Raw genomic sequence first — 21,423 nt, 5'->3', positions numbered from 1 at the left:
TCCTGCTGGGCACCGGCTGTAAATTCAGCTAAAAGAGAGCGGACTCGGTAGCCTGTACAGGTGAGCACAAATGTTTCGCGGGTGTTTGTTGCGCGCCTGCTCGGACTCGACGTCTTCGACCCGCTCGGTGACCGTCTGGGCCGGCTGCGCGATGTTGTTGTGCTCTCCCGCGGTACCCGCGGCGCCCCGCACGTGGTGGGCATCGTCGTCGAGGTTCCGGGGAAGAAAAGGGTCTTCGTCCCGATGACCCGGATCACCTCGATCGACCAGACCCAGATCATCTGCACCGGCCTGGTGAACCTGCGCCGCTTCGAACAGCGCGGCGCCGAGACCCTGGTGGTGGCCGAGATGTTCGACCGGCGGGTCACGCTCGCCGACGGCAGCGGGGACGCCACCATCGAGGACATCGCGATGGACAAGCACCGCTCCGGCGACTGGTTTGTCAGCAAGCTCTTCGTCCGCCGCGGCCACTCCCTGTCCCCGCTGAGCAGGCTGCGCCGCAACGAGACCCTCATCATTGACTGGGCCGACGCCCGGCAGGGGGCCCGCACCGAGCCGCAGGCCGCCACCCAGTTCGTGGCCACGCACGAGGACCTCAAGCCCGCCGACTTCGCCGAAGCCCTGCAGGAGATGAGCGACAAGCGCCGCTTTGAGGTCGCCAGCGAGCTCCAGGACGAACGGCTCGCCGACGTGCTGCAGGAGATGCCCGAAGGCGACCAGGTGGAGATCCTCTCCGCCCTCGACGTGAACCGCGCCGCGGACGTTCTCGAGGAAATGGACCCGGACGACGCCGCAGACCTCCTCGCGGAACTCCCCAGCGACCAGGCCGAGGAACTCCTCCAGCTGATGGAGCCCGAAGGCGCCGAGGACGTCCGCCGGCTGCTCGAATACGACGAGGACACCGCCGGCGGCCTGATGACCCCGGTCCCGGTCATCCTCCCGCCGGAAGCCACGGTCGCCGAGGCCCTGGCCCACGTGCGCCGCGAGGAGCTCTCCCCCGCCCTCGCCTCATCGATCTTCATTGCCCGGCCTCCCCTCGAGACCCCGACCGGCCGGTTCCTCGGCGTGGTCCACATCCAGCAGCTGCTGCGCTTCCCGCCGCCGGAACCGCTGGGAAACCTGGTGGACAAGACCCTGGAGCCGGTATCGGACCAGGCCCACATCAGCGAGGTGGCCCGCACCCTGGCAACCTACAACCTCAACTCGCTCCCCGTCGTCAACAGCGACGGTCGGCTTGTGGGGGCGGTGACTGTTGACGATGTGCTGGACCATCTGCTGCCGGATGACTGGCGGGCCCACGAGGACGATGCCCCGATAAGGAAACTTGGAGGCCGCATTGGCTGATAACAGCGCACCCCGGAAGCCCCTCCCGCGGCAGGGCGGCAAGCCGGCCAAGGGCGGCCTCGACACCCCCCTGAGCGGCCGCCAGCGGATCCTGCCGAAGTTCTCGCCCAACCCGGACGCCTTCGGCCAGTCCACGGAAGGCTTCGCCCGCTTTATGGGCACGCCGCAGTTCCTGGTCTACATGACGGTGTTCGTCGTCGTCTGGCTGGCGTGGAACACCTTCGCCCCGGAAGCGTGGCAGTTCGACTCCCGGGCGCTCGGTTTCACCCTGCTGACCCTCATGCTGTCGCTGCAGGCCTCCTATGCCGCGCCCCTGCTGCTTCTGGCCCAGAACCGGCAGGACGACCGCGACCGCGTCTCCCTGGAGCAGGACCGCCAGCGCGCGGAACGCAACCTCTCCGACACCGAGTACCTCACGCGTGAACTTGCCTCGCTGCGGATTGCCCTGCGCGAAGTGGCCACCCGCGACTACGTCCGGGCCGAGCTGCGCAGCCTGCTCGAGGACATGCTGGAGGCGCAGGAGGAACTGCGCACCCATGATCCCTCGGCCGGCGTCCACGAGTCTCCACGGGACAAAGTCAAGGAAAAGCTGAAGGACCGCCGCGACAAGCAGCGTAGCCCCCGGACCCAGCAGATCCCCCGGGTCAGGGCCGACGGCACCGGGCCCCGGGCCGGCAAGCGCGCCGACACCCCGCCGGACACCCTGCAGCCGGACACCGCCGGCGGCCCCCAGCACCCCGCTTCCCCCGAGAGCTGAGCATTTACCGCATGAACGCCCGCCAGGACAGCAACCACGACAGCACCCCCCGGGACACTCCCCCTGCCTCCGCCGTGGAGAAGGCGGCCCGCGCCGCCCTCGGCGCCGTCATCGACCCCGAGCTCCGCCGGCCCATCACCGAACTGGGCATGGTGGACGCGGTGGAGGTCTCCGACGCCGGCCGGGTGCGGGTCACAGTGCTCCTCACCATTGCCGGCTGCCCCCTGCGCGGCACCATCACTGCCGACTGCGAGGCCGCACTGTCCGCCGTCCCCGGGGTCACGGGCGTCGACGTCGAACTGAAGGTCATGACCCAGGAGCAGCGCGACGCGCTCAAGGAACAGCTCCGCGGCCCCGGCGGGCAGCGCGGGATCCCGTTCAACGAGCCGGGCTCGCTGACCAAGGTGTACGCCGTCGCCAGCGGCAAGGGCGGCGTCGGAAAGTCCTCCGTGACCGTGAACCTGGCCTGCGCGCTGGCCGCCCAGGGCCTCCGGGTGGGGATCGTGGACGCCGACGTGTACGGCTTCTCCGTCCCGGCACTCATGGGCATCACCCAGGCCCCCACCCGCGTGGACGACATGATCCTGCCGCCCGTGGCCTACGGGGTCAAAGTTATCTCCATCGGCATGTTCGTCACCGGCAACCAGCCAGTGGCGTGGCGCGGCCCCATGCTGCACCGCGCCCTGGAGCAGTTCCTCACCGACGTCTACTTCGGGGACCTCGACGCCCTCTTCCTGGATCTTCCGCCCGGAACCGGGGACATCGCCATTTCCGTGGCGCAGCTCCTGCCGCAGGCGCAGATCCTCGTGGTGACCACGCCCCAGGCAGCCGCCGCCGACGTTGCCGAACGCGCGGGCGCCATTGCCACCCAGACCGGCCAGAGCGTCGCCGGAGTCGTGGAAAACATGTCGTACCTGGAGATGCCCGACGGCGGCCGGATGGAGCTGTTCGGCAGCGGCGGCGGCGCCGTGCTCGCCGAACGGCTGTCCGCCACCGTGGGTACCGACGTGCCGCTGCTGGGCCAGATCCCGCTGGACATCCTGCTCCGCGAGGGCGGGGACGCCGGGGTGCCGCTGGTGCTGGGGCGTCCGGACACGCCGTCGGCCGGTGCCCTCCTGGCGGTTGCCGGCAAGCTCGCGGCAGTCCCGCGCGGGCTGAGCGGAAAGCCGCTGGGCCTGCAGCCCCGCTGAGTGGTGGTGCGGGCCCTTTAGGTGGCCTCGGAGTCGAAGGGGGCCTTTTCGCCGTCCGGGAGCCGCTCGGCCACGCGGACCGGCCGGCGGTCGGCTGCCGCGGCGGAGGCCGCAGCCACGGTGGCCGCTGCGGCCGGGGCACCGGCGCTGACAGGCTTGGTGTCGTCCTCCAGCAGCGCCTCCTTGATGATCCGGCGCGGATCGTACTGCCGGGGATCGTACTTCTTCCAGTCGACGTCATCGATGTCGATGCCGACTTCTTCCTTGATCTGTTCCCGGGCACCGGACGCCATCCGCCGGACTTCCTTGACGATGTTGGCAAGTTTCTGGGTGTATTCGGGCAGCCTGCTGGGACCGATCACCAGAAGGCCGATGATCAGCAGAAGTAAGAACTCCGGTCCATTGATTCCAAGCACTGTAGGAAGATTACCCTCTCAACCGGGACTGGGACGATTCGGCCGCGACGTGCGACGCGGGCCGCCGCAAGGACTTCCAGCTCAAGGGGCCAGCAGCTCCAGAATCCTGCCCAGCCCGCGCTCCAGCCGCACGGTGAGGCCGGTGGCGGTGCCCGCACCGTCCGCGCTGTCCGCGGCCGTTCCGGGTCCGTCACCAGGGCCCGGGGCGGGTACGCCGCCGGCCCGCACCAGCGCGGCCACACCGTCGTCGGCCAGCTCCGCGGGCTGGTCTGAGACGAAGGTGAAGGTGGCGCCGTCGGCCTGGTAGATGGCGGCGAAGGGGGCCCGGTGGTTGACCCACAGGGTCCCGCCGCGGGGGGCCGCCCCGGCAGCCGCAGCGCCGCCGGGCAGCGCCGCGGCGGTGAAGCCGTCCGCAGCCGCGGAGCGTCCCGTGAGCACGTTGACGGGAGCGGGCTGCTGGGCAGCATATTGCTGTTTGTCGGGGCGCTGTTCGTCGGGGTGCTGTTCGTCGGGGTGCTGTTCGACGATGGTGGCGAAGTTCCGGCCGTCGGTGAGGCGGAGCTCCACGACATCGGCGCCGGAGAGCACCCCGCCGCGGGCCCAGACCAGGTGGTACCCGAGTTCGCGGAACTCGGGGCACGTCCAGCCCTCGGAACGCAGGGTGGCGAGCTGGGCGGCGGTCAGTGCACCCTCGGGGGTGAAGTCCGGTTCGCCGGTGAGGCTCCAGCCCGCCGGCGCGCCCGGGCCCGCGTCGACGGCCGCCGGGGCCGAGGCCGACAGGTCCCGCTGCAGAAACACCGGAGATCCCGCGCCGGCGGCCTGCGGTGCGGGATCGCCGCCCATCAGGTACGCGGACCCGCCCAGCAGGGCGGCGGCTCCTGCCGCACCGCCCGCCGCCAGCACCGCGGCCCGCAGTGCCGGGCGGCGCCGGCGCGCAGCCGGAAGAGCCCCGGTCCGGCGCGGCTGCCCGGCGCCGGCAAAGTTATCAGTGGAAGCAAGGTCAACCGTGCGGGCCAGTTCTTCCGTGCGGGCTAGCAGGCGCGCAGTCAGGTCGTCGCTGGCGCGCGGAATATCGGCACCGCGGAGCCGTTCCAGGTACTGGCGCTCCCGGTGCTGACGCAGCCGGCACTGCGCGCAGGACTCCACGTGCCGGGGCCGCCCGTCGTGGGGGCCCCGGAACAGCCGTTGCAGAAAACCCATTGTGTGGTGGGGTGTCTCTGGGGTCAGAGCAGGCCCGCGATGCGCGGCATCTTCAGGCGCGGCTTCAGCGACGGCTTAGCGGACTCCTGCGGCCGCGGGTCGCGGTGGGCCAGTTTCTCCCGCAGCATGGTCCGGCCGCGGTGGATCCTGGAGCGCACGGTGCCCAGCTTGATGCCCAGGGCGACGGCCACCTCGTCGTAGGAGAGGCCCTCGAGGTCACAGAGCACGACGGCGGCGCGGAAGTCCGGGGGCAGCTCCTCGAGGGCGGCCTGCACATCGACGTCGAGGTTGTTGAACTCAAAGCTTTGTTCCGGTCCGGGCTCGCGGCCGGGGAGGCGGGATTCGGCGTCCTCGGCGAGGGCGTCAAAGCGGATCCGGTTCTTGCGCCGGGCCTGGTCGAGGAAGAGGTTGGTGGTGATCCGGTGCAGCCAGCCGTCGAGGGTGCCCGGCTTGAAGTTGTCGAGCGAACGGAAGACGCGGACGAACACTTCCTGGGTGAGGTCTTCGGCGTCGTACTTGTTGCCGGTGAGCCGGTACGCGAGGCGGTACACCTTCGCGGAGTGGTTGGTGACCACTTCTTCCCAGGTGGGACGGACCCATTCGGCATCTGCCGCGGGCCGGGTCTCTTCAGTTACAGGGACATCTGCCACTACCGACATTGTCCGCTCCCCTCGTGGATGGTGCCTACGCCGTGGACGGTGCTTGCGGCTGCAAGCGCCTGCATCCTTTATTCGACGCCGATCACCACGCGGATGAGCGGATAATCATCATTTCAAAACAAGCTGGGAGTTTGCTGACGCCAGGGGCCCTTCAGCCCACGGCGGAACCGGTTTGCGGCGGCCCTGCCCGGCCGCGGGACGGCGCCCGGGACAACGCCCGGGGCCAGGCGCGGGGCTGGACGCCGGCTGTCAGGGGCGGGAGTGAGTGCCATCACGCCCGCGGCAGGGGCGCCTCCCCGCCGGGCTGCACCTGACACAGTACGCTGGAGGGAACAATCCCCCTGCCGCCCAGAAAGCGAAGTCCATGAGCGCCGATAAGTCCACGAGCTGGTCCTACGCAGAAGATCTGCCTGCCGAGGATGAGGTCCTGCTCCACGCGCGCGAACGGTCCTTCGAGCTCGGCGTCACCCCGGTGGGCCCCGGCGTCGGCGCCGTCCTGACCGTGCTGGCCGCGGCGTCCAAGGCCCAGACCGCGGTGGAGATCGGGACGGGCGCAGGCGTCTCCGGCGTCTGCATCCTGCGCGGCCTGGGCCCGCAGGCCGTGCTGACCACCATCGACGTCGACGTCGAGCACTTGAAGGCAGCACGCGAGGCCTACCAGGAGGCCGGCAGCCCGGCGAACCGCACGCGCACCATTTCCGGCCGGGCCCGGGACGTCCTCCCCCGCCTGACCGACAGCGCCTACGACCTGGTCTTCATCGACGCGGACAAGCCCAACTACCCCGGCTACGTGGAACAGGCCATCCGCCTGCTCAAGTCCGGCGGACTGCTGATCGTCAACGACGCCCTGGACCAGGACCGCGTCGCCAATCCGGCTGCCCGGGCGGCCACCACGGTGGTTCTCCGCCAGGTGGGCAAGGCCATCCGCGAGGACGACCGCCTGGCCTCGGCCATGCTGCCCACCGGCGACGGCCTGCTGGTGGCCGTAAAGAAGTAGCGCCCCGCACTCCGCGGTCCGGATACACAAAAGCCGGATACGCAAAAGAGGGGGTCCGCAGCCATCCGGCTGCGGACCCCCTCTTCGTCAAAGAGTGCGGTGAAGCTATTCAGTGACGCCGACGAGGCATTCCTTCAAGTTGGAAGCTTCGGCAGAGTTGAGTTCGACCACCAGCCGCCCGCCGCCTTCGAGCGGGACACGCATGATCAGGCTGCGACCCTCCTTGGTCACTTCCATCGGGCCGTCGCCGGTGCGTGGTTTCATAGCCGCCATAAGGAATATCCCCTCCATTAGTCCAGTGACACACCAGCCCGGCCGGGCTGCGTCCGCTAAGTCAATCAAGCCGCCCGGCGGCCGTGATGGGAGCCATCAGGGCCTTATACTCAGTTTGCTTCTTGTCCTTGCTTAGCTCCTATTATCGCGTAACAACCCGGCGGTAGCTAATCGTTGGACTTTCCGACGCGCCGCGTCATGCCGCGGCGGGAGCCGGAAAAGGTGCTGTGCGTCACGGCGGATAGTCGCCTCCGCCGGGCAACGGAGCCCAGGCCCACAGCCAGACAATCCAGACGATCTGCAGCAGCACGAACATCACCACCACCGTGCCGCGGTACGCGCGGGACCGCGAGATGAGGGCGGCGCTGAGGGCCAGCGGAAAGAGCGGAAGCAGCATCCGGAACGTGCTCGTCTGCGGGTGCAGGAAGAGCAGCAGGTAACCCATGTAGCAGACGCACCACAGCCGGAGTTCCGTGCCCAGCGCCCGCACCGGACGGCACATCATGAACAGGGCGAACAGCGCAGCGAACACGAACGGCGCCAGGATACCCAGCACCGGGCCGAAGAGCAGGACGCCGGTGTCGAACCACGGCTTGAACGGCACGAGGTCGTGGCCGCGCCAGACGGTCTCGGTCTTGGTGTATGCGCGGATGTCCCCGGTGACGGCCCAGGCGATGGCCGGCCACATCAGGGCGGCCATGCCGCTGACCGCCGTGAGCCCGGCCAGCGACCACAGCTGGGACCGGGTGTGCGGCGCTGCCGCCTGCCCTGTCCCGGACTGCCCCGTCCCCGCCTGTTTCGTCCCCGCCTGTTTCGTCCCTGACTGCTTTGTCCCTGAAGGGGCTGGCCGGGCGGCGGCACGGGCCTGCCAGAGGCGGTAGAGGAACAGCAGCCCCACCATGGCCGCGAAGGGAACGCCGGTGGGCCGGGACAGGCACATCAGGACCACCACGGGCATGGCCCACAGGTACCGGCGTTCCACCACCAGCAGCAGGGCGGCAGCCAGCAGGAGAAGGTTCAGCGATTCGGCGTAGGGCACCTGCAGCACCGGCGAGACCGGGAAGGTGGCGACGAAAACGGTGGCCCAGAGCGCCGTGCCGTGGGAGGCCCGCCGCCGGAAGAGCCTGTAGATGACCAGCGCCGCGCCGAGTCCCGCCACCATGGCGATAAGCGTCATGCTGAACGCCGGGTGCATACCGGTCAGCCCGGCGAGCGCCCGTCCCAGGAACGGAAAGAGCGCGTAGAACGCCCAGGCGTTCTCCTGCACCGTGCCGGCACCGTCGGTTGGGAGGACCTCGGGGTAGCCGTTCTGGAGGATCTCGCCGTACCAGCGGGCGTCCCAGATGTTGACGAAGGACCAGTAGTCCGGCTTGGCCGGAAACCACGGGTTGACGCCCTGGTGCAGGGCTGCGGCCATAAAGATGCTGGCGCTGACGAGGCGTGCGGCGATGTAGAGGACGCTGACCTGGACCCACCAGGCCCAGCGGGCCGCCCGGTCGCCGGCCCGCACCGCCCAGGCCGCGGAACGGGGTTCCCGGGTGCCGGGGCTGCCCGCTGCCTCCGTTACAGGCTGGTTCCGGGGTGATGCCTCCGGCGCAGGGTTGTGCCGGGTTCCGGCCGGGCGGTCACCGCCCATGGGACCGGCCCGGCTCATGGCGCAGGCGGCCCAGTTCGGCGCCGAGGTCCGCGATCTTCCGGTCCCTGGCGGCGAGCTGGTCCCGCAACTCGTCCAGCACCTGGTCCACCTGGTCCATCCGGTACCCCCGCAGGCCCACCGCGAACCGGAGCCGGTCGACGTCGGACGGCTCCACGTCGGCCGGCAGCAGGACGGGCGGGAGGTTCGCCACCGGCTGGTCGAAGCCGTCATCGAGGGCACGCTGCCCGCCGTCGTCCCCGCCGCGGCGGCCGCGGAAGAGACCCGACACCTTGCCGGCGCCGAGGAGGAACGCTGCGCCGACCAGCGCGATCGCCAGAAACACCAGGAAGAAACTCACTCCCCCATGGTGCCAGACGGCGGCGGCTCCGGCAGGCGGCGCCTCAGCCGCGCGTGCCGCCGGCGGGGCCTGTCCCGTTGCCGGTGGTGCTGCCGTTGCCGGTGGTGCTGCCGTTGGGATTGCGGTGCCGGGCAGCGCCCTCGACCACCAGCTCCACGGCGAGCGCCGGGTCGTCCACCACCTGCAGGAGGTCCAGGTCCTCCTCGGACATCATGCCCTCGGCCACCAGCGTGGTCTGGATCCACTCCACCATCGGGCTCCAGAACGCTGTTCCGACCAGGACGATCGGGAAGGAGGTCACCTTGCGGGTCTGGACGAGGACCATTGCCTCGAACAGTTCGTCCAGCGTTCCCAGGCCGCCCGGCAGCACAATGAACCCCTGGGCGTACTTCACGAACATGGTTTTGCGGGCGAAGAAGTACCGGAAGTTGATGCCCAGGTCCACCCACTGGTTCATCCCCTGCTCGAACGGCAGTTCGATGCCGAGGCCCACGGACACCCCGTTGCCCTGCACGGCCCCCTTGTTGGCGGCCTCCATCGAGCCGGGGCCGCCGCCGGTGATCACGGCCAGCCCGGCTTCGGCGAGCTGGCGGCCCACCTCGACGGCGAGTTCATAGTTCAGGCTGCCGGGAACGGTCCGGGCCGACCCGAAGACACTGACGGCCGGGCCCAGGTCCGCCAGGGCGCCGAACCCTTCCACGAACTCGCTCTGGATCCTCAGCACGCGCCACGGGTCGGTATGGACGAACTGCCCCGGGCCCTTGGTGTCCAGCAGCGTCCGGTCGGACATGGTGACCTTGGCGGCTTTGCGGCGCAGTTCCAGCGGCCCCTTGTGCCGGATGCCGGCCGCGGACGGCGTGTCCCGGGTTTCCCCGGCGGGACCGGCGGCCTTTGCACCGGCCTGCGGGTCAGCCTGCGCGGCGCGCTGCGCTGCGGCCTTTCCTGCCCTGTTTCCGGCGCTCTTTCCGGCTGGTGCCGGGACTTTCTGGTCCTGCGGATCGGTACTCATGCCCACAGGGTAACGCGGATGTCTGGCTGCGCCCGTCCCGAACGGCACCGGCACGCGGGCCCCGCGCCGGATCCGGCGGCCGGCCCCGCAGCCCGGCCGCACCTGCCCCGCGGTGCCTGACCTGCAGGTATCTCTTGAATCACGATCTATAGGAAGTGGGAGTGATTGCGGTCATAACGCCGTAATGTTCGCTAGATTCTTCTTATGACTACTCAAGTGCCCGGCGACGCGCTCGTCTCCCTGAACGCCGTCAATAAGCATTACGGCCAGCTGCACGTCCTGAAGGACATCAACCTGAATGTCCGCAAGGGCGAGGTTGTTGTTGTCATCGGACCGTCGGGTTCCGGCAAGTCGACACTTTGCCGGGCCATCAACCGTCTGGAGACCATCGACGACGGCGTCATCAAGATCGACGGCAAGGAACTGCCCGCTGAGGGCAAGGAACTCGCCAAACTGCGGGCCGACGTCGGAATGGTGTTCCAGTCGTTCAACCTCTTCGCCCACAAAACGATCCTCGAGAACGTGACCCTCGGCCCAATCAAGGTCAAGGGCATCTCCAAGGCCGAGGCCGACAAGGACGCCATGGCGCTGCTGGAACGCGTCGGCGTCGGGCACCAGGCCCCCAAGCTGCCGGCGCAGCTCTCCGGCGGCCAGCAGCAGCGTGTGGCCATTGCCCGCGCCCTGGCCATGAAGCCGAAGGTGATGCTTTTCGATGAGCCCACCTCCGCCCTGGACCCGGAAATGATCAACGAGGTCCTCGACGTCATGATCCAGCTGGCCAAGGAAGGCATGACCATGATCGTGGTCACCCACGAGATGGGCTTCGCCCGCAAGGCCGCGGACCGCGTCGTGTTTATGGCCGACGGCCAGATCGTGGAGGACGCCACTCCCGAGGAGTTCTTCACCAACCCCAAGAGCAGCCGCGCCAAGGACTTCCTTTCGAAGCTGCTGACCCACTGATTTCCGCTACGAGTTCGCACCCTGGCCGCCGCAAGGCGGCCGACCAATGAAAGGAATGTCATGAAGGCATTTTTGACCCGGAGGAAATCCCTTCTGGTGGCCGCCTCCGCAGCCCTGGCACTGAGCCTGAGCGCCTGCGGCGGCAGCAGCACCACGTCCAACCCGCCTGTCGCCGAGAAGCCGAGCTTCGCCGCCGACTCCACCATGGCAAAGCTTTCATCCGCCGACAAGATCGTTATCGGCACCAAGTTCGACCAGCCCCTGTTCGGCCAGAAGGGCCTCGACGGCAAGCCGGTCGGTTTCGACGTCGAAATCGGCAAGCTGATCGCCGCCAAGCTGGGCATCGCCGCGGACAAGATCGAATGGGTCGAGACGGTTTCGGCCAACCGCGAGCAGTTCATCAAGCAGGGCAAGGTGGACCTCATCGTCGCCACCTACACCATCAATGACAAGCGCAAGACCGAAGTGGACTTCGCCGGGCCGTACTACGAGGCCGGCCAGGCGCTGATGGTGAACAAGGACAACACGTCCATCACCAAGCCCGAAGACGTCAAGGGCAAGAACGTCTGCTCCGTGACCGGTTCCACGCCGGCCGCCACGATCGTCGAGAAGTACGGTGCAGTCCTGGTTCCGGCCGCGACCTACTCCGCCTGCCTTGAGCCGCTGCGCAACAAGCAGGTTGAAGCGATCACCACCGACAACGTCATCCTGGCCGGTTTTGTCTCCAAGGAGCCGGATGCCTTCAAGCTGGCATCGGATGAGACGTTCACGAAGGAGCCCTACGGCATCGGCCTGAAGAAGGACGACACCGCGTTCCGCATGTGGATCAACGACCAGCTGGAAGCCTTCGACAAGGACGGTTCCTACAAGAAGGCCTGGGAAGACACCGCAGGGACCGTCATCAAGACGGCCCCCGAGCTTCCCACGATCGACCGCTACTAGGCAGGTGTGGCGGTTGCCGGGTCGCGCCCGACGCGGCTCCGGTAACCGCCATTCCCGTCTCCCGATCCACTCCCCTCCAGGCAGCCAAAGGAACCTATGGACGTCATCATTGAAAACCTTCCCGCGTATGTGGACGGTTTTCTCAGAACCCTCTTCCTGTCCGTGGTCTCGGGGATCTTCGCACTGATTTTCGGCACACTGCTCGCGGCCGCCCGGGTCTCCCCCGTCGCCGCACTGCGCGGCTTCAGCATGACCTACGTGGAGATCGTCCGGAACACCCCGCTGACCATCGCGTTCTTCTTCGCCGCTGTGGTTCTGCCCCGCCTCGGCGTGACGTTCCAGCAGTTCGAGGTCGCCGCCATCATCGCCCTCAGCGCCTACACCTCGGCCTTCATCGCCGAAGCGGTGCGCTCCGGCGTCAACAGCGTCCCGGTGGGCCAGGCCGAGGCCGCCCGCAGCATCGGCATGAAATTCAGCCAGGTCCTCTCCCTCATCATTCTTCCGCAGGCACTGCGCACCGTGGTCCCGCCGATGATCAACATCCTCATTGCCCTGGTCAAGAACTCCTCGGTGGCCGGTGCCTTCTACGTTATGGAACTCTTCGGCTACGGCCGCCAGCTCGCCAACGCGAACGGCGACGCCGTGCTGTGGGTCCTCGTGGGTGTCGCCTTCTTCTACCTGCTGATAACCGTCCCGCTTGGCTACCTCGCCAACGTGGTTGAACGAAAGGTGGCGATCTCCCGATGAGCTCCGTCCTTTACGACGTCCCCGGCCCCAAGGCCCGCCGCGTTTCCCTGATCGGCTCCGTCATCGGCGTCATCGCGATCGCCGGACTGCTCTGGTTTGCCGTCGCCACCCTCGCCCAGCAGGGTATCTTCGAGCCCGAACGGTGGGCCGTCTTCCAGATTCCCGACGTCTGGGTGCTGATCGGCAACGGCATCGGCGCGACCCTGACCGCCGCGGCGGTCGCCGCCGTCATCGCGTTCCCGCTGGGCCTGGTGCTCTGCCTGATGCGCATCTCCGACATCGCCTGGGTCCGGATCCCCACCCGCATCGTGCTGGAATTCCTGCGCGGCATGCCCGTGGTCCTGATGATGTTCTTTGTGCTGCTGGTGTTCGCGACCGGTTCGTTCACCGCCGTCGTCGCCGGCCTGGTGCTCTACAACTCGGCGATCTTCGCCGAGATCATCCGTGCCGGCATCCAGTCCCTGCCCAAGGGCCAGCGTGAAGCCGGCCTCGCGATCGGCCTGACCAGCTTCGCGTCCCGCCGGAGCATCGAGCTCCCCCAGGCGATCCGGCGCATGCTGCCGTCCCTCGTGGCACAGCTCGTGGTGCTGCTGAAGGACACCTCGCTGGGCTACATCGTGTCCTACGAGGAACTGCTCCGCAAAGTGCAGATCATGGCCGACTTCCTCGGCCCGGACTACCTGTTCCCGGTGTTCTTCGTGGCGGCGGCGATCTACATCGCCATCAACTTCTCCGTCTCCCGGCTTGCGATCTGGATCGAGAAGCGCGGCTCAAGGAAGACCGCCGGCGGCATGGCCCACGCCCCCGTCGCGGGGATCCCGGCCAAGTAGGTCCCCGCTCACACGAAAGGTCCGGAACCCCGCACGGGGGTTCCGGACCTTTTGCGTTGGCGGCTCTCTTACCGCCGGCCCGCCTGCGGACTCAGGCGGCGAGCCAGCTCCGCAGCACGCGCAGGCATTCGCGGACCGCGTCAGCCTCAACATGTTCGTTGTCCTTGTGCGCCAGCAGCGGGTCCCCGGGCCCGAAGTTCACCGCCGGGATGCCGAGTTCACTGAACCGCGCGACGTCGGTCCAGCCGTACTTGGGCTTCGGCGCGGCACCGACGGCGGCCACAAAGGACGCCGCGGCGGGGTGGTTGAGTCCTGGCCGGGCGCCGGCGGCACTGTCGGTCCGGACAACGTCGAACCCTTCCAGCAGTTCCTGCACGTGCTGCTCCGCCTGGTCCGGGGTCTTGTCCGGGGCGAAGCGGTAGTTGATCTCCACGACGCACCGGTCCGGGATGACGTTGCCGGCGGTCCCGCCGTTGATCTTCACGGCGTTGAGGCTTTCCCGGTAGTCCAGGCCGTCCACGGTGACGGTCCGCGGCTCGTAGGTTGCCAGCCGGGCCAGGATGGGGGCGGCCGCGTGGATCGCGTTGCTGCCCATCCACGCCCGGGCGGAATGCGCGGCCTCGCCGGAGGTGGTCGCCTCGAACCGGATGGTGCCGTTGCACCCGCCCTCCACCGTTCCGTGGGTGGGTTCCAGCAGGATCGCGAAGTCCCCGCCAAGCAGGCTGCCGTGGTTCCGGACCAGCCGGCCAAGCCCGCTCTTGACCGCCTCGACCTCCTCGTGGTCGTAGAAGACGAACGTGACGTCCCGGTCCGGCTCCGCCCCGCCGTCGAACAGGCCGGCGGCCAGGGCCAGCTGTACGGCGACCCCGCCCTTCATGTCGGTGGCGCCGCGGCCGTAAAGGGCCCCCTCGCCGGGCGCCCCGGACGGCCAGTAGGACGGGACGGTGCCCAGGGACCCCTCAGTGGTGGGCAGCGGCACGGTGTCCAGGTGCCCGGCGAGGATGACCCGCTCGGCACGGCCGAGGTTGGTGCGGGCGATGATGGAGTCGCCGTCGCGGACCAGCTCCAGCTGCGGGATGGCGCGGAGGGCGTGCTCCACGGCGTCGGCCAGCTCCCCCTCCGACCCGGAGACACTGTAGATGTCGATGAGCCGGGCGGTCAGCAGCGCCACGTCCTGGCGCAGGTCCAGGCGTGTGGCGGCGGGGCGGGCAGTGGGGTGCGGGGTCAGGTCCGGGGCAGTCACCATCCCACTTTATCGGTCTTCAGTTTCAGGCACCGCGGACGCCGTCTATAGACTTGGGGGCATGACTGAAACCGCTTCTTCCGCCGTGCCCGCAGACAACCGCTCCGCCTATGGTTACGGAGTCGCCACGATCGCCACCGGCGACGGGGACGCCACCGTGCTGGATGTCTGGTTCCCGGCACCGGCGCTCGGAACCGCGGCGGAAAACCTCCGCGACGTGGCCAACGCGGACCAGTCCCTCCTGGCCATCGCCGAAACCGGCGACGACGCCGACCGGGGCACCGAGCAGAAGGTCGTCTTCGCCCAGATCAACCTCGACGAGGCGCCCGCGGACACAGCGGACGCCTACCTGCGCCTGCACCTGCTCTCGCACCGGCTGGTACAGCCCAACACCATCAACCTCGACGGGATCTTCGGCAAGCTCCCCAACGTGGTGTGGACCAACTTCGGCCCCGCGGCCGTCGAAGGCTTCGAACTGACCCGCGCCCGGCTGCGCCGGCGCGGCGCCGTCACCGTGTACGGCGTGGACAAGTTCCCGCGCATGGTGGACTACGTCATTCCCTCCGGCGTGCGCATCGCCGACGCCGACCGGGTCCGCCTGGGCGCGCACCTGGCCGAGGGCACCACCGTGATGCACGAAGGGTTCGTGAACTTCAACGCGGGCACCCTCGGCACGTCCATGGTGGAAGGCCGCATCTCCGCCGGTGTGGTCACCGGTGACGGGTCCGACGTCGGCGGCGGCGCCTCGATCATGGGCACCCTGTCCGGCGGCGGCAAGGAAAAGATCTCCCTCGGCGAACGCGTCCTGCTGGGCGCCAACTCGGGCGTTGGCATCAGCATCGGCGACGACTCCGTCGTGGAGGCCGGCCTCTACGTTACGGCCGGCACCCGGGTCCGCGTCGTCGGCGCCAAGGACGCCGACGGGGAGGACACCAGCCAGATCGTCAAGGCCGTGGAACTCTCCGGCGTGCCGAACCTGCTCTTCCGCCGCAACTCCTCCACCGGTGAAGTTGAGGTCCTCCCCCGCAAGGGCCAGACCGTGGAACTCAACGAGGCCCTGCACGCCAACTAAGGCTGCCGCGCCCAGCCTGACCCGTTTGTAGAATGTACCGGCCCGGACGGGCCTGAGGGAGTAGTTTCGTGGCACGCAAAGGCAGCCTGCGCCGGCGGATCGTGCTGCTGCTGACCCTGGCAATGGTCGCCGGCGGGGTCTACACGGCGGTGGCATTCGTGCAGCGTTCGGAGGTCCTGATCACCGAACGCTGCACGGCGGACGGCGCGGGCAGCGCCGAACTCGCGACCGACCAGGCCGCGAACGCGGGCCTGATCACCGCCGTCGCCGTCCGCCGCGGGCTCCCGGCCCGCGCCGCCAGCATCGCGCTGGCCACGGCCATGCAGGAATCCAAGATCCGGAACATCGGCCACGGCGACCAGGCCGGGCCGGATTCCCGCGGGCTCTTCCAGCAGCGCCCCTCGCAGGGCTGGGGTACCTCGGATCAGGTGATGGACCCGTACCACGCGACCAACGCGTTCTACGACGCTTTGGTGAAAGTCCCCGGCTATGAGGGCCTGGACATCACTGTCGCCGCGCAGCGCGTCCAGCGCTCCGCATACCCCGATGCCTATGCCCAGCACGAGGCGATGGGACGGGCCTTCGCGTCGGCCCTGGCCGGCCACACCCCCGCCGGCCTGGACTGCTCGCTCCGCGCCCCCGACACCGCAGGTGACCCTGCCGCGGTGGAGGAGCGGCTGTCGGCCGCGTTCGGCGGCGTGTCCGCCACCACCGAGGGCAGCACCCTGGTGCTGGACGCCGAGGGCGAGAGGGCTTGGGCCTTGGCGCACTGGGCGGTGGCCAACGCCAAGGGCCTGTCCATCACGGAGGTCCAGGCGGAGGGGCTCGGCTGGACGCGGGCGGACCGCAACGGCTGGCAGCCCGCCGGGGTGCCGGCGGGGCAGGTGCGGATTACCGTCGCGGGTTCAGACGAGTAGGTCCACCACAGGCTGCACGTAGCTGCGGAAGAGCTCCGGCTGGGACAACAGGTCCGAACTCATGATGATCTTGTCCGGCTCCAGGTACCACGCCCGGGGCTCGGCGAGGGGCAGTTCAATGATGGTCAGGGTGAAGTCGTTGGCGGCCCGGCCCACCTCAAGCAGCCGGTCATCCACCATGTCCTGCAGCAGCCCCACCCCGCCGGCGGCTTCGCGTTCGGCTTCCAGGGCCAGGTACTCCCCGCGTCGTTCCCGCGCCCAGGACAGGGCGGCACCGAAGTGTGCCTGCAGCACGCGCCGGAGGGCGGGTGAATTGCTGAAGCTGCGGAAGCCGGGCGGGCCCAGTTCCGGTGACATCTCGGGGTGCGCCTTCAGGATCTGCTCCCACCAGGCTTCCCACTCAGTCTTGAGCGCGCTGACGCCTCCCACCTCGGCAATGAGATGGGTGTGGTCCGTGGGGCGGATCTTTGGAGACGCGTGGCTCAGGGCCGGGTGGCCGGCACTGTCCAGGCCGGCGGCGTCGCGAATGTAAAGTGCAATGAGCATCGGACCCGAAGTGTCCATGGTGATCCGCCAGCCCGGCCCGCCTGTGTGGTGCATCCAACTGCCTCCTTGGCAAGACGTACGTTCCCAGTGTATTCCTCAAGTTAACGCACGTTAATGGCTGCCAGCGTAGCTGGCCAGCCCGGTGAGATGGGACTCCAACACGTCCCGGCACATCTGTGCTGTCATCCATTCGGGCTGCAGCAGGGCGTGCATGGTGAGCCCGTCGAGGGTGGCCAGCAGGCGCTCCGCCTCGGTCACCAGCCGCTGCTGGTTCAGGGTGTCCCCTGCGCCGTCCGCTGAACCTGCCCCGGCCGACAGCTCCATCACGAGCCGGCCCACCACCGCGGCCACGGCGCGGTGGCTCCGGTCGGCCTCGGCGGCCAGGAACGGCTTGGTCCTTGCCGCGTTCTTGAAGGCCATCCAGACGCAGGCATCCACCGCGCGTTCCTCGTCGAGCGGAAGCAGCTCGCCCAGCAGGGTTAACACGCCCTCGTGGTGCTCCGGGGTGCCGGGCTCCGCGTCCGCGAGACGGTCGTCGGCGGCCGTCAGCCGGTGGACGATCCGGTCCACGACCACTCCGAAGGAGTGTGCCAGGAGCTCATCACTGCTGGCGAAGTAGTGGCGGACCGATCCGACGGCCAGTTCGGCCTCGTCCGCGACCTCGCGGAGCGAGGCCCGCTCGAGTCCGTCTGCTGCGACGATCCGGAAGACCGCTTCGACCACTTCCTGGCGCCGCAAGGCGGCGTCGACAAATTTGGGCATTCGTCTTTTTTAGCACGGATGTGCCCGAACGGTGCCGGGCCACACCGTCGGACAGGCAGCTGACCTGCACAAATGCTCCCTAACGCCCGGGATTCGAACGCAAACGACGCCGGCCGCGCACCCCGTAAGGTGAGCGGCCGGCGTCGTACTTTTGGCGCTTACGCTGCCTGCGGTGTTACACCGAAGGGTAGTTGCGCTCCGGCTCACCGATGTAGAGCTGCCGCGGGCGGCCGATCTTGGTGTTGGGGTCGCTGATCATCTCGCGCCACTGGGCGATCCAGCCCGGCAGGCGGCCGATCGCGAAGAGCACGGTGAACATCTTCTCGGGGAAGCCCATGGCCTTGTAGATGAGGCCGGTGTAGAAGTCGACGTTCGGGTAGAGCTTGCGCTGGATGAAGTAGTCATCATTGAGCGCCTTCTCTTCGAGGCGCAGGGCGATGTCGAGGAGTTCGTCGTTGCCGCCGAGCTTGCCGAGGATCTCGTGCGCCGTGGCCTTGACGATCTTGGCGCGCGGGTCGTAGTTCTTGTAGACGCGGTGCCCGAAGCCCATGAGGCGGACGCCGTCTTCCTTGTTCTTGACCTTCTCCATGTAGTCCTCGGGCTTGGTGCCGTCGGCCTGGATCTGGCGGAGCATCTTCAGCACGGCCTCGTTGGCGCCGCCGTGGGCGGGGCCGAAGAGGGCGTTGATGCCGGCGGACACGGACGCGAAGAGGTTCGCGTTGGAGGAACCCACCAGGCGGACCGTGGAGGTCGAGCAGTTCTGCTCGTGGTCGGCGTGCAGGATCAGGAGCAGGTCCAGGGCCTTGGCGACCACCGGGTCCACCTCGTACTGCTCGGCCGGGAGGCCGAAGCTCAGGCGCAGGAAGTTCTCCACGAGGTTGTGGGAATTGTCCGGGTACAGCATGGGCTGCCCGATGCTCTTCTTCAGGGCGTAAGCGGCGATGACCGGCATCTTGGCCAGCAGGCGGTAGGTGGAAACCTCCACCTGCTCCGCGTTGAAGGGGTCCAGCGAGTCCTGGTAGAACGTGGACAGCGCGGACACGGCCGAGGACAGGACCGGCATCGGGTGCGCGTCGCGCGGGAAGCCGCTGAAGAAGCCCTTCAGCTCTTCGTGCAGCAGGGTGTGGTGGCGGATGCGCTGGTCAAAGGCTTCCAGCTCCGCGGGGGTCGGCAGGTTGCCGTAGATCAGCAGGTAGGAAACTTCCAGGAAGCTCGAGTGCTGGGCGAGCTGCTCGATCGGGTAGCCGCGGTACCGCAGGATACCGGCGTCGCCGTCGATGTAGGTGATCGCGGAGGTGGTTGCCGCGGTGTTCATGAAGCCGGGGTCGAAGGCAACGGCACCGGTCTGCTTCAGCAGCTTGGAAACGTCGTAGCCTTCGTTTCCTTCTACAACCTGGATGCGCGGGAGTTCGAGCTCGCCGCCGGCATGGCGCAGGGTTGCGCTGGTGGTCTCAGTCATGGAGTCTCCTCTGGGGCATCGGGGCCCCTGTAGAAAGCTGGTCCAACTTCTGGTGAAGCCGCCCACGGAACCTGTTTTAGACACGGATTCCAACGGCTGCGCTGCCTTCTTGTGGAAAGCCACCATTGATAGTCAGTTAAAAACTACCGGCAGTTTCCGGGTGGCACTAATCCAAGGCCCTCCGGAACCGGCCAAAACGCGCCCGTTGTGGTACGCGTCACATCATTGTTACGGCCCTGTGGCCAGGCGGTCCGCCGCGGCGTCGATCCGCTCGTCACTGGCCGTCAGCGCGACGCGGACGAACCCGTTGCCGGCATCGCCGTAGAACACGCCCGGGCCCACCACGATCCCGCGGTCCGCGAGCCGGCCCACCGTATCCCAGGTCGCTTCACCGGCGGTGGCCCACAGGTACAGTCCCGCCCGGGATTCGTGGATGGCCAGCCCGAACTTCTCCAGCGCGGGCACGATCCGTTCCCGGCGGCCCCGGTAGAGGTCCTTCTGCGCCTGGACGTGGGCGTCGTCGCCGAGGGCAACCCGCATCGCTTCCTGGACAGGGTAGGGAACGATCATGCCGGCGTGCTTGCGGCTGTTGACGAGGTTCGCCATGATGGCCGGGTCCCCGGCCACGAACGCGGCGCGGTAGCCGGCCAGGTTGGACTGCTTGCTCAGCGAGTACACGGCCAGAAGGCCCTCGTGGGAGCCTTCGGCGACCTGGGGGTCCAGGATGCTGGGCACGGGCGTGCCGCCGCGCTGGACATCCCATTCGCCCCAGCCGAGTTCGGCGTAGCACTCGTCCGAGGCCACGACGGCGCCGATCTCCCGGGCCTGCCGGACCAACCGGCGCAGCGAGGCGGCGTCGCGGACGCTGCCGGTCGGGTTGGCCGGGGAGTTGACCCAGACCAGGCGCACCCGGGCGCGGGTGGCGGCGTCGAGCTCATCCAGGTCGTCCGCGGCGACGTGCTCCGCGCCGGCGAACGTGGCGCCGATGTCGTAGGTGGGGTACGCCACGGTGGGGCGGACCACGACGTCGCCGGCCTTGAGGCCGAGCAGGAACGGCAGCCAGGCCACCAGTTCCTTGGAGCCCACCGTGGGCATGATGTCCCGCGGGTCCAGCCCGGGGACGCCGCGGCGGCGCTCAAACCACGCCGCGATCGCTTCCCGGAGCCCGGCGGTGCCGTGGACCGTGGGGTAGCCGGGGGCGTTGGCTGCAGCGCGCAGGGCTTCCTGCACCACGGCGGGGGTGTCGTCCACCGGGGTGCCGATGGAGAGGTTCGCTGCTCCCCCGGGGTGCTCGGCGGCCCGTGCGAGGTACGGCGCCAGGGCTTCCCACGGGTAGTCGGGCAGGCTGAGGCCGAAGCTGCGCACCGCAGATGTCACCGGCGGCCCGCCCTAGCTTGCCTGGTTCTGCGGCGGGAGGGCGGCGATCATCGGGTGGTCCGTGTGGGTGTTGCCCACCTTGGCGGCGCCGCCCGGGGAGCCCAGGTCGTCGAAGAACTCAACGTTGGCCTTGTAGTAGTCGGCCCATTCCTCGGGGGTGTCGTCCTCGTAGTAGATGGCCTCGACGGGGCAGACCGGCTCGCAGGCACCGCAGTCCACGCACTCGTCGGGGTGGATATACAGGGAGCGCTCACCCTCATAGATGCAGTCGACGGGGCACTCTTCAATACATGCCTTGTCCTTGACATCTACACACGGCTGCGCGATTACGTACGTCACGTCCCTGGCCTCTCCACTTTGGTTCCGGCCTCGGCCGGATAACTGCTCCCGGCCTGAGCGCCGGCTGCTGACTTCTGAGCCTATTATCTCCCAGCCTGTTCCCGCGAACCTAGCCGGGCGTCACACGCGTCCGCACTCGTGGATCCGGCCGACCTAGGATGTACAGGTGAGTACCTCGACGCCCCTCCCGCCCCAGCCGCCCCGGGCCTTCCTGGCCGCCGCGGAGCTGGGCACGCGCGTGGTGGTCCGGTACCGGATCGAGGGCGGGGTGACGGATGCCCTGGGCGAGCTCGTGGCCCGCACCGCCGGTGAGTGCACCGTGCGCACCCGGCGCGCCGACGTCGTAATCCCCCTCCCGCTGGTGGTGGCCGCCAAGGAGGTCCCGCCGGC

Annotated in this window: 24 protein-coding genes; 11 read left to right on the top strand and 13 right to left on the bottom strand. The window is 68.6% G+C overall.

Annotated elements, in window-relative coordinates; all coding sequences use genetic code 11:
- Positions 1-60 precede the first annotated feature (60 nt).
- From AR539_RS18675 to AR539_RS18665, 3 genes are read left to right on the top strand one after another with little or no spacing between them, the layout of a single operon-like run.
- Positions 61-1,344: a magnesium transporter MgtE N-terminal domain-containing protein gene (locus AR539_RS18675; protein ID WP_066440376.1), complete on the top strand. Its 1,284-nt coding sequence runs from the start codon at positions 61-63 to the stop codon at positions 1,342-1,344.
- Positions 1,337-2,101 carry a DUF1003 domain-containing protein gene (locus AR539_RS18670; protein WP_442854419.1) on the top strand — a complete coding sequence of 255 codons (765 nt, stop codon included), beginning with the start codon at positions 1,337-1,339 and terminating at the stop codon, positions 2,099-2,101. Before AR539_RS18675 ends, AR539_RS18670 begins: the two co-directional genes overlap by 8 nt.
- 11 nt (positions 2,102-2,112) lie before the next feature.
- On the top strand, positions 2,113-3,291 hold the full coding sequence (locus AR539_RS18665) for an Mrp/NBP35 family ATP-binding protein (protein WP_066440373.1): 1,179 nt from the start codon (positions 2,113-2,115) through the stop codon (positions 3,289-3,291).
- A gap of 17 nt (positions 3,292-3,308) precedes the next feature.
- Here AR539_RS18665 and AR539_RS18660 read toward each other — a convergent pair whose 3' ends face one another.
- The 3 genes from AR539_RS18660 to sigE form a co-directional block, all read right to left on the bottom strand.
- On the bottom strand, positions 3,309-3,707 hold the full coding sequence (locus tag AR539_RS18660; protein WP_066440371.1) for a preprotein translocase subunit TatA: 399 nt from the start codon (positions 3,705-3,707) through the stop codon (positions 3,309-3,311).
- A gap of 81 nt (positions 3,708-3,788) precedes the next feature.
- Positions 3,789-4,907 carry a hypothetical protein gene (locus AR539_RS18655; protein ID WP_066440369.1) on the bottom strand — a complete coding sequence of 373 codons (1,119 nt, stop codon included), beginning with the start codon at positions 4,905-4,907 and terminating at the stop codon, positions 3,789-3,791.
- 23 nt (positions 4,908-4,930) lie between these two features.
- Entirely contained in the window at positions 4,931-5,566 is a 636-nt protein-coding gene (gene sigE / locus AR539_RS18650; RefSeq protein ID WP_066440367.1) for an RNA polymerase sigma factor SigE, read from the bottom strand.
- 364 nt (positions 5,567-5,930) lie between these two features.
- Here sigE and AR539_RS18645 point away from each other — a divergent pair, with 364 nt between their 5' ends.
- Entirely contained in the window at positions 5,931-6,563 is a 633-nt protein-coding gene (locus tag AR539_RS18645; RefSeq protein WP_066440365.1) for an O-methyltransferase, read from the top strand.
- Positions 6,564-6,668: 105 nt separating this feature from the next.
- Here AR539_RS18645 and AR539_RS19215 read toward each other — a convergent pair whose 3' ends face one another.
- The 4 genes from AR539_RS19215 to AR539_RS18630 form a co-directional block, all read right to left on the bottom strand.
- Complete coding sequence (locus tag AR539_RS19215; protein WP_082699492.1) at positions 6,669-6,836, bottom strand: DUF3117 domain-containing protein; 168 nt, start codon at positions 6,834-6,836, stop codon at positions 6,669-6,671.
- A 232-nt stretch (positions 6,837-7,068) separates the two neighbouring features.
- Entirely contained in the window at positions 7,069-8,472 is a 1,404-nt protein-coding gene (locus AR539_RS18640) for a glycosyltransferase family 39 protein (protein WP_082699491.1), read from the bottom strand.
- Positions 8,462-8,830, bottom strand: coding sequence for a DivIVA domain-containing protein (locus AR539_RS18635; RefSeq protein WP_066440363.1), 369 nt, complete (start codon positions 8,828-8,830; stop codon positions 8,462-8,464). The genes AR539_RS18640 and AR539_RS18635 overlap by 11 nt, the downstream gene beginning before the upstream one ends.
- Before the next feature lie 43 nt (positions 8,831-8,873).
- Positions 8,874-9,839: a TIGR00730 family Rossman fold protein gene (locus tag AR539_RS18630; RefSeq protein WP_231728681.1), complete on the bottom strand. Its 966-nt coding sequence runs from the start codon at positions 9,837-9,839 to the stop codon at positions 8,874-8,876.
- A 204-nt stretch (positions 9,840-10,043) separates the two neighbouring features.
- Between AR539_RS18630 and AR539_RS18625 the strand changes: the two genes are divergently transcribed.
- The 4 genes from AR539_RS18625 (at position 10,044) to AR539_RS18610 (ending at position 13,318) form a co-directional block, all read left to right on the top strand.
- Positions 10,044-10,799, top strand: a complete 756-nt coding sequence (locus AR539_RS18625; protein ID WP_066440360.1) for an amino acid ABC transporter ATP-binding protein — start codon at positions 10,044-10,046, stop codon at positions 10,797-10,799.
- Between the two features lie 60 nt (positions 10,800-10,859).
- Positions 10,860-11,741 (top strand): glutamate ABC transporter substrate-binding protein, encoded by an 882-nt coding sequence (locus AR539_RS18620; protein WP_066440357.1) that lies wholly within the window; start codon positions 10,860-10,862, stop codon positions 11,739-11,741.
- 96 nt (positions 11,742-11,837) lie between these two features.
- A complete protein-coding gene (locus tag AR539_RS18615; RefSeq protein ID WP_066440355.1) occupies positions 11,838-12,488 on the top strand; it encodes an amino acid ABC transporter permease in 651 nt (216 codons plus the stop codon).
- Positions 12,485-13,318, top strand: coding sequence for an amino acid ABC transporter permease (locus AR539_RS18610; RefSeq protein ID WP_066440351.1), 834 nt, complete (start codon positions 12,485-12,487; stop codon positions 13,316-13,318). Before AR539_RS18615 ends, AR539_RS18610 begins: the two co-directional genes overlap by 4 nt.
- 91 nt (positions 13,319-13,409) lie before the next feature.
- Here the strand turns inward: AR539_RS18610 and dapE are convergent, their stop codons facing one another.
- Positions 13,410-14,564 (bottom strand): succinyl-diaminopimelate desuccinylase, encoded by a 1,155-nt coding sequence (gene dapE / locus AR539_RS18605; protein WP_066440350.1) that lies wholly within the window; start codon positions 14,562-14,564, stop codon positions 13,410-13,412.
- 58 nt (positions 14,565-14,622) lie between these two features.
- Here dapE and dapD point away from each other — a divergent pair, with 58 nt between their 5' ends.
- Complete coding sequence (dapD, locus tag AR539_RS18600; RefSeq protein ID WP_066440349.1) at positions 14,623-15,633, top strand: 2,3,4,5-tetrahydropyridine-2,6-dicarboxylate N-succinyltransferase; 1,011 nt, start codon at positions 14,623-14,625, stop codon at positions 15,631-15,633.
- 68 nt (positions 15,634-15,701) lie between these two features.
- A complete protein-coding gene (locus AR539_RS18595; protein ID WP_442854418.1) occupies positions 15,702-16,550 on the top strand; it encodes a hypothetical protein in 849 nt (282 codons plus the stop codon).
- Here AR539_RS18595 and AR539_RS18590 read toward each other — a convergent pair.
- The 5 genes from AR539_RS18590 to fdxA form a co-directional block, all read right to left on the bottom strand.
- Positions 16,539-17,150 carry a hypothetical protein gene (locus AR539_RS18590; RefSeq protein ID WP_066440347.1) on the bottom strand — a complete coding sequence of 204 codons (612 nt, stop codon included), beginning with the start codon at positions 17,148-17,150 and terminating at the stop codon, positions 16,539-16,541. The genes AR539_RS18595 and AR539_RS18590 overlap by 12 nt on opposite strands.
- 57 nt (positions 17,151-17,207) lie before the next feature.
- Complete coding sequence (locus AR539_RS18585) at positions 17,208-17,858, bottom strand: TetR/AcrR family transcriptional regulator (protein WP_066440345.1); 651 nt, start codon at positions 17,856-17,858, stop codon at positions 17,208-17,210.
- A 175-nt stretch (positions 17,859-18,033) separates the two neighbouring features.
- Positions 18,034-19,317: a citrate synthase gene (locus AR539_RS18580; RefSeq protein WP_066440342.1), complete on the bottom strand. Its 1,284-nt coding sequence runs from the start codon at positions 19,315-19,317 to the stop codon at positions 18,034-18,036.
- Positions 19,318-19,545: 228 nt separating this feature from the next.
- Complete coding sequence (dapC, locus tag AR539_RS18575) at positions 19,546-20,694, bottom strand: succinyldiaminopimelate transaminase (RefSeq protein WP_066440340.1); 1,149 nt, start codon at positions 20,692-20,694, stop codon at positions 19,546-19,548.
- Between the two features lie 12 nt (positions 20,695-20,706).
- Entirely contained in the window at positions 20,707-21,033 is a 327-nt protein-coding gene (gene fdxA / locus AR539_RS18570) for a ferredoxin (protein WP_066440339.1), read from the bottom strand.
- Positions 21,034-21,199: 166 nt separating this feature from the next.
- On the opposite strand from fdxA, the gene AR539_RS18565 reads away from it, so the two are divergent.
- Positions 21,200-21,423: putative acetyltransferase (locus AR539_RS18565; protein ID WP_066440338.1), on the top strand; the 224-nt coding region annotated here is incomplete at its 3' end.

It is taken from the genome of Arthrobacter sp. EPSL27 (assembly GCF_001512305.1).
Classification (GTDB): Bacteria; Actinomycetota; Actinomycetes; order Actinomycetales; family Micrococcaceae; genus Arthrobacter.
The sequence above is the reverse complement of the archived record's forward strand: the minus strand, read 5'-3'. Positions and strand labels throughout refer to the sequence as shown.